This is a genomic window from Kitasatospora sp. NPDC057595, assembly GCF_042800875.1.
GTDB lineage: Bacteria > Actinomycetota > Actinomycetes > Streptomycetales > Streptomycetaceae > Kitasatospora.
Genome location: NZ_JBHVGL010000013.1, coordinates 68325 through 83315, shown reverse-complemented (window position 1 = coordinate 83315; position 14991 = coordinate 68325). Strand labels below are relative to the sequence as shown.

Genomic DNA, 14991 nt, shown 5'->3' with positions numbered 1-14991 from the left:
AAAGAGGGGGAGCCCGCTCCTCCCCCGGCCCTCCCGAAGCCTGACGAAGCGCCGAAACCTTTCATCACCCGTGCCCGGCGGCCCCGGTCAGCGAGGGAACAGCGGCCCGCGGCCGCGCCGTCTGCCGGCCCGCGGGGGCTCGGTGCCGTCCTGCCGGGTGCGCAGCCGCAGCCGGATCTCGGCGCCGCCGAGCACGGCCGAGGCACCGAGCGCGAGGTCACCGCCGGTGGCCTCGGCGAGCTTGCGGACGATGTCCAGCCCGAGGCCGGTGGAGCCCTCCCCGCCGTGGCCCTCGCCGCGCTTCAGCGCGGCCTGCGGATCGGTGAAGCCCGGACCGGCGTCCCCGACCAGCACGATCACCGAACTCTCGGTGGGCAGCACGTCCACCGAGAAGGCGGTGCCGACCGCGGTGTGCCGGAAGACGTTGCCGAGCAGCGCGTCCACCGCCGCGGCCAGGTCGCCGCGCTGGACCGGGACGGGCGTCTCGCGCTCGGCGCCGGCCAGCTGCCAGGGACGGCCCTCGTCCTCGGCGAGCGCGGACCAGAAGCCGACCCGCTCGCGGATCACCTCGGCGGCGTCGCAGCCGACGGTGACGGCGGGCGCGTCCTCGGGCGCCCGGCGGGCCGAGCGGATGATCTGGTCGACCTCGCGCTCCAGCTGCGACACGGCGTGCCGGGTGGCGTCGGCCGCGTCGCCCTCGCCGAGCGAGGCGGCGTTCAGCCGCAGCACGGTCAGCGGGGTGCGCAGCCGGTGCGACAGGTCGGCCGCCAACTCCCGCTCGGCGGCGAGCAGTTGGACGACCCGGTCGGCCATCGCGTTGAACGCGTGGGCGGCCTCGTGCAACTCCGCCGGGCTGCCCGCGGCCTGCTTGCCGTCCACCGGCACCCGGACCGTCAGATTGCCCGCGCCGAGCGATCGGGCGGCGGCGGCGAGCCGACGGGCCGAGCCGACGATCCGGGCGCCCATCCGGTCGGCGACCAGCACCGAGATGGCGACCAACCCGAGCGCGACCCCGGAGAGCACCTGCCAGGCCGTGGCCACGCCCCGGGTGAGGTCACCGTCGGCCACGAAGACCTCGACCACGGCGGTCCGCACGGTGTCCACGGCGACCGGCTGGAGCAGCGCGAAGCCGCCCGGCACCTGCACGGTGAACGAGCGCCCCTGGCCGCCCGCGGTGGCCACGTCGGCGTCCAGCGCCCGGACTTCGCCGATGGTCGCCCCGTCGGCGGAGGCGGCGCCCGCGGCGGCCCTCGCGGTCCCCGGTACGGCGGCGACCCCCGGCACCCCCACGGCGGCTGCCGCCCCCTGCGGACCGGCCGCGCCCGGTACCGTCCCCGCCCCCGTCCCGCCCGGCGCTGCGGCCACCCCGCCCGCACCGCCGGCCGTCCCGGAGGCGGAACCGGCCGCCACGGCGCCCTCCGCCGGCGGCAGGTGCACCGCCATCCGCCCCTGCGCACCCGCGTCCGTCGAGGCCACCGCCCGGGCGATGGCGTCCTCGTCGGTGGTGATGGCCAGTGCCGGGCCGAGCGCCGCGGCCTGCCGCTCGGCGGCCGTGAACGCCCGGTCCCGGGCGGTCTGCTGGACCATCAGGCCGAGCGGGATGAGGAACGCCAGCGCGACCATGGTGGTCCCGGCCACGGCGGCCTTGATCAGGGCCCAGCGCAGCGAGTGCCGCAGCCTCCTCATGTCCGGCGCTCCACGGGGACGGCACCGGGTCCGGCGGCCTGCCCGGACGCCTCCAGCCGGACCCCGACCCCGCGCACGGTGTGCAGGTAGCGCGGGTTCGACGCGGTCTCACCGAGCTTGCGGCGCAGCCAGGACAGGTGCACGTCGATGGTCTGGTCCCCGCCGTAGGTCTGCCGCCACACCTCGGCCAGGATCTCCTTGCGCGGCACCACCACGCCCGGCCGGGCGGCGAGGAAGGCCAGCAGGTCGAACTCACGGCGGGTCAGGTCCAGCGCCCGGCCGTCCAGCGAGGCCTCCCGGCGCTGGAGGTCGATCGCCAGCCCGCCGACCCGCAGCACCTGGCTGACCGGGGCCGCCCCACCGCCGAGCCGGCGCAGCACGGCGGCCATCCGGGCACTCAGATGCTCCCCGGAGAACGGTTTCACCAGGTAGTCGTCGGCCCCGTCGTTGAGCAGCCGGACGATCTCGGCCTCGTCGTCCCGGGCGGTGGAGATGATGACCGGGACGTTGGTCAGGCCACGGATCATCTTGAGCGCCTCGCTGCCGTCCAGATCCGGCAGGCCGAGGTCCAGGATCACCAGGTCGCAGCCGACCTGGGCGACCTCGCGCAGCGCCTCAAGTGCCGTGCCCACGCTGCGAACCGCGTGGCCGGTGTCGGTCAGGTGGCGGATGAGGGCGGATCGTACGAAGGGGTCGTCCTCGACCACGAGCACTGTTGCCATGGGGCTGCACGGTACGCCATCGGCCCCGAATGGTCTGTACCTCGGGGTGGTTCGCGCAGGTCTGCGGCGCGCGGGCCGCAGTTGTGCAAGTTCCCTGTGGAAGTACCGGGGCGCCCACCTGCGCGACCGGGGGATACGGCAGGATGTGCGCACGATGCGGAACGGACTGGTACAGCTCGGCGCCTGGGCGGCGGCCACCGGGGCGGCGGTGGCGCTGTCCTGGTTCGGCGTGCACGCCGTGCTGACCGGCGCCGCCTTCGAACAGCCCACCGCGCTGCCGCTGCCCTCGCCGGCCTCGGCCGAGGGCGCGAGACCCGTGCCGACGCCCTCGGCGACGCCGCCGCAGTCGACCGGCCGTACCGAGCCGACCGCGCCGCCGTCCACCGTCCGGGCGTCGGCGGCCCCGCCCAGGCCGACGCCGACGGCCTCCGCCACCCCGTCGGCCGCCGCGCCGAGCTCGCACCGCCCGTCCCCGGTCGGCAGCACCACGTCCTCCGTGCACAGTTACCTCGTCCCGGGCGGAAAGGTCGCCCTGGACATCCAGTCGGACCGGGCCTCGCTGGTCTCTGCCACCCCGGACTCGGGGTGGCAGATGCTGGTCTGGGACGGCCCCGGGTGGCTCCGGGTGGACTTCACCAAGGACGCCCAGGCCAACTCGGTGATCGTCTCCTGGAACGGCTACCCGCCGAGGGTCGACCTCGCCGTCCGCTGACCGCCGCCGTCACCAGCGCTCGAAGGGCACGTAGCCCGGCAGGTAGGGCCCGCGGTACCGGGAGCGGTCGACCAGGGTGTGTCTGGTCCCGCCCGGCACCCCGATCGCGGCGAGCACCACGGTGCCGTACGCGTCCCGCACCTCGTAGGGCTCGGCGAGCGAGGCCGCGCCCCGGTCGACGGCGTAGTCGTACGCGTAACAGACGTCCGGCACCGCGACCGCGAGGTCGATCACCCCGTCGCCGTGCCGGGCCAGGTGCTCGGCCAGCTCCCGGCCGCGCGGGCCGATCGCCTGGACGAGCGAGGTCAGCACGAAGCGCGTCCCGGGCGCCCGCAGCACGTAGGAGACGGTCTCCGGCTCGCCGGTCTCGGGCCCGGCGTACGCGGTGCAGCGCAGCCCGAGGGCGACCGCGTACCGGTGGGCCGCCCGCTCGGCGTCGCCGACCGCGAAGACCACCGCGTCGGCGCGGCCCATCGGGAGCAGCCCGGGTTCCTCCGGGGCGACGGCGCGCAGGCCCCCGGGGCCCGGGCCGGCCGTCGGCAGCACGCGTTCGACGGTGGTGTCGGTCATGTCAGCCCTCCCGGTGGGGGTGCGGGACCACGGGTCGCCCCCGGCACGCCGGGGTGGGGCGGGCGCACGGGGTTGTGGCTGGAGGGTGGCGCCGGGCCGACTTCCGCGCAACTGTTCCGTTTCCTCCTGGTCAAGCTGCGCTCCGGGACGGGAGAATCGGACGCACCGCTGTACAGAATGCCCATCGGAGGACGGAGCCCCCGCGATGCCCCCCGCCCACGCCGCCACCCCCCCGGTCGCCCCCGGACCGCCCAACTCACCCACTGGGCAAGGGCCTTCCGCTGCCCCGGGCGGACTCGCCGGAAGCACCAACGACGCCATCGACGCCCTGGACGGCCGGCTGATCCGGCTGCTCGCCGAGGAGCCGCGGATCGGCGTGCTGGAGTGCTCGCGCCGGCTCCAGGTGGCCCGCGGCACGGTGCAGGCCCGGCTGGACCGGCTCCAGGCGCGCGGGGTGATCGGCGGTTTCGGCCCGGAGGTGGACCCGGCGGCGCTGGGCTACCCGGTGACGGCCTTCGCGACCCTGGAGATCTCCCAGGGCCAGGGCACGGACGTGCGCGAGCACCTGGCGGCGGTGCCGGAGGTGCTGGAGCTGCACACCATCACCGGGCACGGCGACATGATGGTGCGGATCGTGGCCCGCTCCAACGCCGATCTGCAGCGGGTGATCGACCGGGTGGTCGGCTTCGACGGGATCGTCCGCTCCTCGACGGCCATCGCGCTGGAGAACCCGGTGCCGTACCGGATCCTGCCGCTGGTCGACCAGGCCGCCGCCGAGTAGCCGGCCCGACGGCCGGGGCGGCTCGGCAGGTGGGGCCGCTCAGCAGGTGGCGACGGCCCCGCCGGTGCGCAGCGCCTCCAGCGCGGAGACCGACTCCGCCAGCGTGCCGACCGGCACCAGCCGCAGCCCGGCGGGCGTGTTCACCTTGGCGTCCGCGCACTCGTCCTTGGGCAGCAGGAAGACGGTCGCGCCGTCCCGGGCCGCCGCCTGGGTCTTGAGCGGCACGCCGCCGACCGCGCCGACCACGCCCTGGTCGTCGATGGTCCCGGTGCCGGCGATGGTCAGCCCGCCGGTGAGGTCGCCGCCCTTGCCGTCCCCGGCGAGCTTGTCGATGATGCCGAGCGCGAGCATCTGGCCGGCGCTCGGGCCGCCGATGTCACCGAGGTCGACCTTCACCTTCACCTGGGCGGGCGACAGCTGGAGGTAGGACAGCGCGGCCGTGGTGGCGGCGTCCTGGGACTCCACCATCTGCTGGGCGTTGACCTCCTCGGCCTTGGCCGGGTTGCCCTGCGGGTAGACGGTGTCGGTGGGCCGGATGGCCTCGTCCTCGTCGAACCAGGCCTGCAGCGAGCGCCAGAGGCTGGTCCGCTCCCCGGGATTGGTCGCCGAGATGGTCACCATCCGCAGCTGTCCCTGGGTGCTGCGGACCGGCGCGCCGGTGATGGTGAGCACCGGCCGGTCCTGGTAGCTGCCGAGGGTGTCCGCGGTCACGCCGGGAAACGTCAGCGTGTACGGCAGCGGGACGAAGGCGGCCACGCCGAACAGCGCGGTGACCAGGGCGCCGCAGAGCGCGAGGGCCCGGGTCCGGGGAGCGGTGAGGGCCGGGGGCAGCTTGGTGTCGGACACAGAGGCATCCAAACACACCGGGCCGTCCGGCGGGCACGCACACGGCCACCCGGACGGCCCGCCCGCCGCGGCGGAGCGCTCAGCGCAGCGCGTCGGCGACCTCGGTGGCGGCCTCGACCACCCGGGGGCCGACCCGCTCCGGGACGAGGCCGTTGAGCATCACCACGCCGACGCTGCCCTCGATGCCGCTCAGGCCGAGCAGCGCCGCGGCCGCGCCGGACGCCCCCGACTGCTCCTCCGCCCGGGTGATGACGAAGCCCTGCTCCGGCCGCCGCTGGCTCGGGAAGGCCCGGGCCTCCAGGATCGCCCGGCCGGCCGCGCTCTCCCCCAGCGGGTGGCGCAGCCCGGTCCGGTAGGCGACGTGGAAGTCGGTCCAGCTGGGTTCGACCACGGCCACCGCGAGCGCCTCGTTGCCGTCCACCAGGGTGAGGTGGGCGGTGGCGCCGAGGTCCTCGGCGAGGCTGCGCAGCGCGGGCAGCGCCGCCTCGCGCAGCAGCGGGTGGACCCGGTGGGCGAGCCGCAGGACGCCCAGGCCGACCCGGGCACGGCCGCCGATGTCCCGGCGGACCAGTCCGTGCTGTTCCAGGGTGGCCAGCAGCCGGTAGACGACCGTCCGGTTGACGGCGAGGCGGGCCGCCAGCTCGGTCACGGTGAGCCCGCGCTCCGAGTCGGCGAGCAGTTTGAGGACCCGGACACCGCGGTCCAGGGTCTGGGAGGTCTCTGCAGTCACGACGCGCAATTCCTTTCCGCGGCGGGTCGCGGATCGGCGGGCCGGTCCGGGACTCGGGGGTCGCGCGCAGGTGGGTGGCCGCGCTCGGGCCGCGGAGAGTCGTCCTTGACGTCCTGGGGCCCTGCGACGCCCGTCTCGCGGGGGTCGCCCGGCGGGAGAGCGTGTGGGAAAGGTAGTGAAGGAAATGCGGCGGCGGAAGTGTTTGTCCAAAATTCGGGCAAGATCAATTTCGCACGCCCCGTCAAACCGTGTCAAAACGGCCCAGAACGCCGCTACCAGACGTTCGCAAGTTCGACCACAGTCCGAGTTCCGGACGGATCGGGCCGGAACACGTCGTACCGGAGCGACGTGGTGTCAGAGCACGTTGCGCAGGACGGTCCAGACGGTCGCCACGCCGAGCAGCACGGCCGTCCCCCGCCGGCCGAGCGGCGGCTGCCAGCGCCGCCCCGCCAGCCCGTGCCGCAGCCAGGCCAGGTAGGTCACGGCCACCAGCGGCAGCGCGAGCAGCAGCGCCGCGTTGTCGTGCCAGGCGGCGGCGAGGTCGCCGTGCAGCAGGTCGTAGGCCATCCGGGTGCCGCCGCAGCCGGGGCACTGCAGCCCGGTGACCTTGCGCCAGGGGCAGAACGGCAGCATCTGCCCGGGCAGGTGGGGGTTGCGCGACCACAGGTAGGCGGAGCCCGCCACGCCGCCGACCAGCACCCCGACCGGCGCCCAGGCCGTGCGCAGCCGTTCGGGAACGGCGAAGCCGCCCCGACCGGGACGGCCGGGGCGGCGACGCGCCTTCGCGGATGCGACCAAGGGTCAGCCGCGCAGCAGACGGCCCTGGGAGTCGGTGCGGTCGTTGCTGGTGAGGAACAGGATGCCGTCGATCAGCGACCAGACGCCGAGGCCACCGCAGGTCAGCAGCTGGGCGATGCCCATGCCGATGTGGCCGGTGTAGAAGCGACCGACGCCCAGGCCGCCGAGCAGGATCTGCAGAACGCCGGCGACGACCTTCGACTTGTCGGAGAGCTCGGGCTGCTGGGCGTAGGGCTGCTGGTACGACACGTTGGGTGTGCTCCTTGGAAAGACAGACAGGCCCGAGCGCACGACGGAGCGTCGCGTCCTCCCGGGTCGGTGAGGTGCCGGCCGGGTTCACCGGGAACTGCGACGACCGACCCCGGACGGGGGGCGGATGGCGTCGGCGGCCCGGAGGCGGCGCAGCACGCCGAAGACTAGCCGATCATCTGACCGGCTGTCTCCACAAAACCTTCGCGTATATCTGAACGTCACATGACCTTTACGGTCCTGCCGTCCGCGCCGCCGACGGACCGTTACTTCGCCCACTCACGGATCTTGGCGATCCGCGCCTTCAGCTGGTTGGCGGTGGCCTGGGCCGTGAGCGGACCGCCGCACTGACGGCGCAGCTCGTTGTGGACGGTCCCGTGCGGCTGGCTGGTGCGGTGGTGCCAGGCGGCCACCAGCGCGTTCAACTCCTTGCGCAGCTCACGCAGTTCCTGGTGGGTCACGACCGGCCGCTGCTCGGCGGGCAGCTCCAGCAGGTCGGCCTCCTCGGCCGGCTTGCCCTTGCTCCGCTGGATCTGCCGGTGCTGGCGCTTCTGCAGCAGCATCTGCACCTGGTCCGGCTCCAGCAGGCCCGGGATGCCGAGGTAGTCCTCCTCCTCCTCGCTGCCCGGGTGCGCCTGCATGCCGAACTCCATGGCGTTGTACAGCACCCGGTCGAAGACCGCCTCGGAGCCCAGCGCCTCGTAGGAGAACTCCTCGCCGCCCGCGCCGCCCGGGCCGTCGTTGGCCCGCTCGGCCTCGGCGAGCAGCCGGTCCTCCTCGTCGAAGAGGCCCTCGCCCTCCTTCTTCGGCCGGTCCAGCACGTGATCGCGCTGGAGCTCCATCTCGTTGGCGAAGCCCAGCAGCATCGGGATGGTCGGCAGGAAGACGGAGGCGGTCTCGCCGCGCTTGCGGGCGCGCACGAAGCGGCCGACGGCCTGGGCGAAGAACAGCGGGGTGGAGATCGAGGTGGCGTACACGCCGACGCAGAGCCGGGGCACGTCGACGCCCTCGGACACCATGCGGACCGCGACCATCCAGCGCGAGTCCCCGGCCGCGTAGTCGGAGATCCGCTGGGAGGCCTCGGTCTCGTCGGAGAGGACCAGGGTGACCTTCTCGCCGCTGATCTCGCGCAGCATCTTGGCGTAGGCGCGGGCCACGTTCTGGTCGGTGGCGATCACCAGGCCGCCGGCGTCCGGGATCGCCTTGCGGACCTCGCTGAGCCGGCGGTCTGCGGCCTGCAGCACGGACGGGATCCACTCGCCCTGCGGGGAGAGCGCGGTGCGCCAGGCCTGGGCGATCAGGTCCTTGGTCATCGGCTCGCCGAGCCTGGCCTCCAGCTCGTCGCCGGACTTGGTGCGCCAGCGCATGTTGCCGCTGTACGACAGGAAGATCACCGGACGGACGACATGGTCGGCGAGCGCGTGCCCGTAGCCGTAGGTGTAGTCGGCGATCGACTTGCGGATGCCGTCGCTCCCCGCCTCGTACTGGACGAACGGGATCGGGTTGGTGTCCGAGCGGAACGGCGTACCGGTCAGCGCCAGCCGCCGGGTGGCCGGCTCGAAGGCCTCGAAGCAGGCCTCGCCCCAGGACTTCGAGTCACCGGCGTGGTGGATCTCGTCCATGATGACCAGCGTCTTGCGGGCCTCGGTCCGGTTGCGGTGCAGCATCGGGTTCACGCCGACGCCCGCGTAGGTGACCACGATGCCGTGGTAGTCCCGGGAGAGCGGCCCGGAGGAGTACGCCGGGTCGAGCCGGATGCCTATCCGGGCGGCGGCCTCGGCCCACTGCTTCTTCAGGTGCTCGGTCGGCGCGACCACGGTGACCTGCTGCACCAGATGGTTGTGGAGCAGGTAGGAGGCCAGGGTCAGCGCGAAGGTGGTCTTACCGGCGCCCGGGGTCGCGACGGCGAGGAAGTCGCGCGGCTGGTTCTCGATGTACTTGTCCAGCGCACCCTGCTGCCAGGCCCGGAGCTTGCCCGCGGTGCCCCAGGGGGCGCGGCCGGGGAAAGCCGGGGACAGGTGGTGGGAGGAGGTCGGCGCGGCTTGGCCGGCGGCCCGGACGGGCGCGTGCGGCTCCTGCGCGTCGGAGAAGAGCGGCATCGAGGCGGCGGCAGTACTCACGGTCTCCGAGGGGGGATCATCGCAGGTCAGAGGCGATTTTGCGGCCTCGTCCCACGGTCGGACGGCGTTCGGACAACCCGCCCAGCGTACCGGGCCCGGCGGCGTTCGGGCGGCCGCGGCGGGGCCGGGCGGCGCGCGCGCCCGGCCGGTGGGCCGCCGGTTCGGCCGGAAATCGATGTGAGGTGGATCACAGGAGAAAGTCGCGAAAGCGCGGTAAGCGGAACCCCCTCCACCGCCTCTCTTCCGGGTGAGGCCGCCCCAACCCTCCACGCCGTCACCGGCCTCGCCCCCACCGAAGGGAATCACCGTGCACGCCACCGCCGAAGAGACCGTCCAGGCCCGTCTGGTCCTCTCCGCCCACCGCTCCGTCCGGCTGCGGGTCACCATGACCTACCTCCCGGAGGACCCGCTCGCCGTCCGGATGGCCTTCCCCGCCGAGTTCTCGCTGGACGACGAGGCCGACGGCGGCGGGCCGGCCGACGACATCGTCTGGGTCTTCGCCCGTCGGCTGCTCTCCTCCGGCCTGGAGGTGCCCTCCGGCATCGGCGACGTGCACGTCCGGCCCGGCCTCGGCCGGCGCACCCTGGTCGAGCTGCGCGCGCCCGAGGGCACCGCGATGGTCCAGTTCGACACCGCCGACCTGCGGCGCTTCCTGTGGCGCAGCCGCCTGCTCGTCCCCGAGGGCGAGGAGCACCTGTACCTGGACGCCGACCGCGCCCTCGCCCAGCTGCTCGGCTGAGCGGCCCGGCGGGGCGCACGTCGGCGGCCGCCCGGGACCGGGGCCCGGGCAGCCGCAGCCGTTCGCCCGTTCGCCTCCGGGGGCGCTCCGACGGGCCCGCTAGGCCGAGAGCTTGCGCATCAGCCGTACGCCCTGCGCCGGGGTGAGGTGCGGCAGGTACGCCTTGCCGATCGCCCGGGTGATGCTGGGAAGCGCGGCCGGGTCCGGGTAGGCCATGTACATCGGCCGGTACTCCGGCTGGAACTTCGCCTTGAACGCGAGCAGGGAGCGGAAGCCGTACACCGGCTCCAGCGCCCGGCCCAGCCAGTCCAGGGTCTTCTGCAGCCCGGTCGGCGGCTCCTTCTCCGAGCGGGCCAGCGGGGCGCCGGAGAGCGAGACGAAGCGCGCGCCCTCCTGCTTGAAGCCGAGCGCCGCGGAGGCGATCAGGAACTCGGTGACGCCGCGGAAACCGTCCGAGCGCCGGCGCATGAAGTCCAGCGTCCAGCCGACCGGCTCGCCGTTCTCGTAGACCGGCATCCAGCTGGTCAGCCCGTGCACGGCGCGGTCCTGGTCGACGGCGATCAGCAGCCGCACCGCCGGGTCGTCCAGCTCCTCCAGGCCGCCGAGGGTGAAGCCCATCTCGGGCAGCCCCTTCTCCGAGACCCACTCCTCGGAGATGGCGCGGATCTGCTCCTTCAGCGCGAGCGGCGCCTCGTGGTACGACCACCACTCGGCGGTGATGCCCTGCTTGCCGGCCTTGTTGAGCGCGGTGCGGATGTCCTGCCACTTGCGGCCGGTGAAGGCCAGGTCCGGCAGCGCGACCACGGTGTCCTCGGCGACCTGCAGCGAGCGCCAGCCGAGCTGCCCGGCGGCGGCCCGGGTCTCCGGCGTGACGCTGTAGAAGCAGGGCGTCCAGCCGCGCGCGTCGCAGTACCGGGCGAAGCCGGCCACCGCGCGGGCGCGTGCCTCCGGGTCGCCGAACGGGTCGCCGGTGGTCAGCGCCACGGTGTTCAGCACCCGGTAGGCGACGGCCGCCCGGCCGTCCTCGTCGAACCAGTAGTGGTTGCCGTCCCAGGTGGTGAGGAAGGAGAGCGTGCCGCCGCCGTGCTCGGTGAGCAGGGTGCGGGCCCGCGCGGCGTCCTCGGCGTCGACGTGCACCACCGGCCGGCGGAAGACCACCAGCAGCGCGCCCAGCGCGACCGCCCAGAAGGCCAGTCCGCAGTAGGTCTCCAGGACGCGGGCGAACGGCCCGACCGCGACCGGGTAGTCGGGCAGCAGGTCGTTGTAGGCGGGCGGCAGGTACTGCGCCGGCAGCCCGGCGACCAGCCCGCGGAAGCTCGCGACCGGCTCGAACTGCCCGGCGACCAGCATCCCCAGCCCGGTGTACGCGGCGCTGGCGACCAGCAGCGCGCCGCCGAGCACCGCGGCCAGCCGGCCGAGCACCGCGACGGGCAGCCGCAGCGGGAAGCGCTTGCGGGTGGCCAGCAGCAGTCCGGTGGTGATCAGCGGCAGCAGCAGCGCCTCGACGAAGTACTGGACGACGCCGCCCGAGCCGGTGCCGGTCTCGGTGAACAGCCAGACCAGCATGGCGGTCCAGAGCAGTTCGGTGGCGACGGTGATCCGCCAGGCGAGCCGCAGGCCGCGGCGCAGGCCCTCGGCCAGCACCAGCAGCAGCGCCGGGAAGAGCGCGGCCATCAGCCGGGCCGGGGTGTCGAAGATCCGCTCGACGGCGTGCGCGCGGGCGCAGTCGTGGGCCGAGACCGCGCAGAAGTCGGCGACCTCGTCCGGGCTGAGCCGGTGCGAGAGGTAGATCTCCGAGAAGGTGTTGAACGGGCCGGCGGCGTTGTCGTAGAGCGAGGCGATCAGCGGGCCGAGCGCGGCGGCGACCAGGCAGAGCGCCACCAGCACCCGGGTCTCGGTGTGCGAGGAGCGGTGCGAGCGCAGGTGCGGGCGGCCGCGCGAGAGCAGCGCCCCGGCGGCCAGCCCGGCCAGGGCGCCGGAGAAGCACTGCACGCTCTGCAGGTGCCCCACGTACAGCGCCATCACCAGCGGCACCAGCACCACCAGCAGGTGCAGCCGGCGGCGCCAGAGCACGGTGAGCCGGTAGCCGAGCACGCCGGCCAGCGCGAACAGGCCGACGGCGGGGCCGACCGCGTTCTGGTCGACGACCGAGGTGGTCCACTGCTCGCCGGAGACGGCGCCGGCCGCGACCAGCCCGGTGCCGGCCAGGGCGCCGGCCAGCTGCCCGGCGACCAGCACCCCGAGGGTCCGCAGCGCGCCGAGCCGGCGCTCGGCGGCCGGGGCGACCAGGAGCAGCAGCAGGCTGGTGAAGACGTAGGCGCCGATGCCGGAGCACCAGAACAGCGAGGTGAGCGGCGTCCACCAGCGGCCCTCGCCGAGGGTCGGGGAGCCGGCGCCGACCCGCTCCAGCAGGGCGGCGGACGGGCCGCGGGCGAGGCTGCCGGTGGCGGCGCCGACGGCCCAGAGGCCGACCAGCAGCACGAGGGTGAGCGGGGCCTCGCCGAGCCGGGCGGCCAGCCGGGTGGCGAGGGCGGCGGTCCGGGCCGCGGCGCGGGCCAGCCGCTGCGGGGGCCGCGGCGCGGGTGCGCCGGAGCCGGGGGCGGACTCGCCGCGGGACTGTTCGGGGACCCGCGGGGCCGGTTGCCCGCCGTCCCGCAGCGGTTGCCGCTCGCCGACCAGGGCCCGGGCGGGCGCGGCGCCGAGCCGGATCACCGGATCATCCCGGTCTGCCGGGCGAGCCAGGGCAGGTTCCGGTCGAGCGCCTCCCGGAACACCGTCCAGCTGTGGCCGCCGGGGATCGCTTGGAACTCCACCTTCATCCCGGCCTTCTGTGCGGCGGCGTACATCGTCTCCTGTTGCGGGCGGAAGTCGCCGTCGCCGGCCCCGACCGCGAAGACGCCGGCGGTGTCCGGGTACTGGCGGGCGGCCATCAGGTGCGCCGGGTCGACGGCCTCGAAGGCCTTCTCGTCGCCGTCGAAGGCCTTCTCGACGGTCTCGTCGTGGCTGCCCAGGGTGGGCTCGTCCTGGCCCGAGACGTCGATGAACGAGCCGTAGACCTGCGGCGCGTTGACGGCCAGCTGGAGCGCGCAGGTGCCGCCCAGCGAGGCGCCGCCGATGACGAAGGCGCCGCGGCCGGTGGCGGTCTGGAGGTGGCCGTGGATCCAGTCGGGGACGTCCTGGGCGAGGTAGGTCTGGGCCCGGGCGACGTTGGAGTCCATGCAGAGGCTGTTGCCCCACATGGTGGCGATCTGGTCCACCATCACCACGATCGGGGCGAGGCCCTGGTGGTCGGCGGCGAAGGCGTCCAGCCGCTCCTGCATGCCGCCGGAGTTCACCCAGTCGGACGGGTTGCCGGGCTGGCCGGCCATCAGCACCAGCACCGGCAGCATCGGCCGGGGGCTGGCCTGGTAGGCGGGGGGCAGGTAGACGTAGGCGTCGCGGGCGTCGAAGCCGGACTTGGTCCCGGGGATCGGGGTGGTCGAGACGGTGCCCTTCCCGGGCAGGTCGGCCGGGGCGTGCCAGACCTCCTCCAGCACCTTGCCGGTCGGCGCGGTCACCACCTCGGGGGCCTTGCCGGTGGTCAGCGCCTGGGTCCTGGGCGCCAGCATGACGCGGGCCGTCGGGTACTGGTCGAAGCCGCGGTTGACCTGCGAGGCCGCCATCAGCACCACCAGTGCCGCGCCGCCGGCCGCCAGGAAGCGCTGCCGGCCGGGCAGCAGCGGGACGCGGAAGCCGGCCAGGGTCAGCGCGAGCACGGCGAGCGCGACCCAGCCGACCACGTAGTCGGGGGTGCCCTCGGGGAAGGGGTGCCACCACCCGTCCACGACGACCTTGATCGCGCCGGTGAGGGCGGCGGCGAGGAGCAGGGCGCCGAGCGGGCGCAGGCCGAGCCAGCGCCGGTCGCGGGAGAGGACGAGCAGCCCCAGCGCGACCCAGCCGGCCGCGAGCACGGCGTACGGGATCGGGCCGTGGGTGAGCGGCCAGTCGAGCGGGTTCCAGCGGACGGCGAGTTCGGTGGTGGTGAGGGAGGTCATACGGGTTTCCCCGGGCGCGTGGTGTCGGCGAGGAAGCCGTAGGCGACGACGTTGCCGTCGTAGCCGTGCTCCTCGCTGTACCCGCCGCCGCAGGTGATCACCCGGAGTTGGGCGTCGGCGGCCTGGCGGTACACCCGGTCGTCCGGGAAGTCCTTTCGGTCGTGCACTTCGATGGCGTAGAGCTGGTAGACGGCGGTCCGGCCGTCCTCGCGGAGGATCTCGATCCGGTCGCCGCGGTGCAGGGCGCCCAGGTGGTAGAAGACGGCGGGCCCGCGGTCGTTGTCGACGTGTCCGGCGATGATCGCCGTACCGCGCTGGCCGGGGGTGGCGCCGTCCCGGTACCAGCCGGCGAGGTTGCGGTCCTCGTCCGGCGGGGCCTGCAGGTGGCCGTCCCGGTCGAGGCCGAGGCCGGTGACGGGGGCGTCGAGCCGGACCGCGGGGATGCGGATCCGGGTCGGCCGGGAGGGGCCGAGCGGCGGTACCACGGAGACCGGGGCGAAGCCGCTGAGGGCCTGCCCGGTACCGGGGGCCGGCGGCAGCACGGCGGTCGAGCCGTCGTGCAGCAGCCACGCGCCGAGCACGAGCGCGGCACCGACCGCCATGGTGCCCGGCCACGGGCTCCTGCTCTGCTGGGCGCCCACCGGCGCTCCCCTCTGCTGACGTCGAACCGGTTGACGGTTCCTGGGAAGTTCCTGAGAACCATGCAACCGGATCGGACCCTATGCCACATTCATACGCTGGTCGTACTCGCTCCCCCCGATCGGCGGGCCTCAGGGGCAAGGTCTGGCCCGAAGGGGTGAGACGTCACCGCCGCGTCACCCTCCGGTTACCCGGCGGCTGCCAGGAATGACGACGATCGATTCATCGGACACTCAGGAACGGCGTCCCGGTTGCATCCTTCGGGCGATGAGTTCCGACCGTCCGTGGTGAAGCACTGACCGATCTCGATCGCATGCCATGCTGACCCCGTTCACAGGCCTATCACCGCACTTGTCCGACCGGGC

General features: G+C 74.3%; 13 protein-coding genes and 1 pseudogene. 3 read left to right on the top strand and 11 right to left on the bottom strand.

The window, feature by feature from the left end; genetic code table 11:
- Window positions 1–87: 87 nt before the first annotated feature.
- Both ACFU9E_RS20550 and ACFU9E_RS20545 read right to left on the bottom strand, forming a co-directional pair.
- Window positions 88–1686 carry an ATP-binding protein gene (locus tag ACFU9E_RS20550; protein ID WP_380682499.1) on the bottom strand — a complete coding sequence of 533 codons (1599 nt, stop codon included), beginning with the start codon at window positions 1684–1686 and terminating at the stop codon, window positions 88–90.
- Window positions 1683–2408 carry a response regulator transcription factor gene (locus tag ACFU9E_RS20545; protein ID WP_380682500.1) on the bottom strand — a complete coding sequence of 242 codons (726 nt, stop codon included), beginning with the start codon at window positions 2406–2408 and terminating at the stop codon, window positions 1683–1685. Before ACFU9E_RS20545 ends, ACFU9E_RS20550 begins: the two co-directional genes overlap by 4 nt.
- A 154-nt stretch (window positions 2409–2562) precedes the next feature.
- On the opposite strand from ACFU9E_RS20545, the gene ACFU9E_RS20540 reads away from it, so the two are divergent.
- Window positions 2563–3120 (top strand): hypothetical protein, encoded by a 558-nt coding sequence (locus ACFU9E_RS20540; RefSeq protein WP_380682501.1) that lies wholly within the window; start codon window positions 2563–2565, stop codon window positions 3118–3120.
- A gap of 27 nt (window positions 3121–3147) precedes the next feature.
- On the opposite strand, the pseudogene ACFU9E_RS20535 reads toward ACFU9E_RS20540, so the two are convergent.
- Window positions 3148–3594 (bottom strand): annotated as a pseudogene (locus ACFU9E_RS20535) (VOC family protein); the annotation flags it as partial.
- A 301-nt stretch (window positions 3595–3895) separates the two neighbouring features.
- Between ACFU9E_RS20535 and ACFU9E_RS20530 the strand changes: the two are divergent.
- A complete protein-coding gene (locus tag ACFU9E_RS20530; RefSeq protein WP_380682502.1) occupies window positions 3896–4471 on the top strand; it encodes an Lrp/AsnC family transcriptional regulator in 576 nt (191 codons plus the stop codon).
- A gap of 39 nt (window positions 4472–4510) precedes the next feature.
- On the opposite strand, the gene ACFU9E_RS20525 is transcribed toward ACFU9E_RS20530, so the two are convergent.
- The 5 genes from ACFU9E_RS20525 to ACFU9E_RS20505 form a co-directional block, all read right to left on the bottom strand.
- Window positions 4511–5317: a S16 family serine protease gene (locus tag ACFU9E_RS20525; RefSeq protein WP_380682503.1), complete on the bottom strand. Its 807-nt coding sequence runs from the start codon at window positions 5315–5317 to the stop codon at window positions 4511–4513.
- Window positions 5318–5396: 79 nt separating this feature from the next.
- Window positions 5397–6047, bottom strand: coding sequence for an IclR family transcriptional regulator (locus tag ACFU9E_RS20520; RefSeq protein ID WP_270146684.1), 651 nt, complete (start codon window positions 6045–6047; stop codon window positions 5397–5399).
- Window positions 6048–6401: 354 nt separating this feature from the next.
- The gene (locus ACFU9E_RS20515; RefSeq protein WP_380682504.1) at window positions 6402–6845 is read right to left on the bottom strand and encodes a DUF2752 domain-containing protein; all 444 of its coding nucleotides are present in this window, start codon (window positions 6843–6845) and stop codon (window positions 6402–6404) included.
- A 3-nt stretch (window positions 6846–6848) separates the two neighbouring features.
- A complete protein-coding gene (locus tag ACFU9E_RS20510) occupies window positions 6849–7094 on the bottom strand; it encodes a TM2 domain-containing protein (RefSeq protein WP_380682505.1) in 246 nt (81 codons plus the stop codon).
- Between the two features lie 266 nt (window positions 7095–7360).
- Complete coding sequence (locus tag ACFU9E_RS20505; RefSeq protein WP_380682513.1) at window positions 7361–9193, bottom strand: DEAD/DEAH box helicase; 1833 nt, start codon at window positions 9191–9193, stop codon at window positions 7361–7363.
- A 328-nt stretch (window positions 9194–9521) separates the two neighbouring features.
- On the opposite strand from ACFU9E_RS20505, the gene ACFU9E_RS20500 reads away from it, so the two are divergent.
- Window positions 9522–9953, top strand: coding sequence for an SsgA family sporulation/cell division regulator (locus ACFU9E_RS20500; RefSeq protein ID WP_380682506.1), 432 nt, complete (start codon window positions 9522–9524; stop codon window positions 9951–9953).
- A 99-nt stretch (window positions 9954–10052) separates the two neighbouring features.
- Here ACFU9E_RS20500 and ACFU9E_RS20495 read toward each other — a convergent pair whose 3' ends face one another.
- From ACFU9E_RS20495 to ACFU9E_RS20485, 3 genes are read right to left on the bottom strand one after another with little or no spacing between them, the layout of a single operon-like run.
- On the bottom strand, window positions 10053–12665 hold the full coding sequence (locus ACFU9E_RS20495) for a bifunctional lysylphosphatidylglycerol flippase/synthetase MprF (RefSeq protein ID WP_380682507.1): 2613 nt from the start codon (window positions 12663–12665) through the stop codon (window positions 10053–10055).
- Window positions 12662–13987, bottom strand: a complete 1326-nt coding sequence (locus ACFU9E_RS20490) for an alpha/beta hydrolase (protein WP_380682509.1) — start codon at window positions 13985–13987, stop codon at window positions 12662–12664. The genes ACFU9E_RS20495 and ACFU9E_RS20490 overlap by 4 nt, the downstream gene beginning before the upstream one ends.
- Window positions 13984–14589 carry a class F sortase gene (locus ACFU9E_RS20485; protein WP_380682515.1) on the bottom strand — a complete coding sequence of 202 codons (606 nt, stop codon included), beginning with the start codon at window positions 14587–14589 and terminating at the stop codon, window positions 13984–13986. Before ACFU9E_RS20485 ends, ACFU9E_RS20490 begins: the two co-directional genes overlap by 4 nt.
- Window positions 14590–14991: the final 402 nt, after the last annotated feature.

What these genes read in the sequence shown, in the direction of transcription:
- ACFU9E_RS20485 (WP_380682515.1), bottom strand. Translation starts at nt 14,589, where the DNA reads ATGGCGGTCGGTGCCGCGCTCGTGCTCGGCGCGTGGCTGCTGCACGAC.
- ACFU9E_RS20490 (WP_380682509.1), bottom strand. Translation starts at nt 13,987, where the DNA reads ATGACCTCCCTCACCACCACCGAACTCGCCGTCCGCTGGAACCCGCTC.
- ACFU9E_RS20545 (WP_380682500.1), bottom strand. Translation starts at nt 2,408, where the DNA reads ATGGCAACAGTGCTCGTGGTCGAGGACGACCCCTTCGTACGATCCGCC.
- ACFU9E_RS20540 (WP_380682501.1), top strand. Translation starts at nt 2,563, where the DNA reads ATGCGGAACGGACTGGTACAGCTCGGCGCCTGGGCGGCGGCCACCGGG.
- ACFU9E_RS20550 (WP_380682499.1), bottom strand. Translation starts at nt 1,686, where the DNA reads ATGAGGAGGCTGCGGCACTCGCTGCGCTGGGCCCTGATCAAGGCCGCC.
- ACFU9E_RS20505 (WP_380682513.1), bottom strand. Translation starts at nt 9,193, where the DNA reads ATGCCGCTCTTCTCCGACGCGCAGGAGCCGCACGCGCCCGTCCGGGCC.
- ACFU9E_RS20530 (WP_380682502.1), top strand. Translation starts at nt 3,896, where the DNA reads ATGCCCCCCGCCCACGCCGCCACCCCCCCGGTCGCCCCCGGACCGCCC.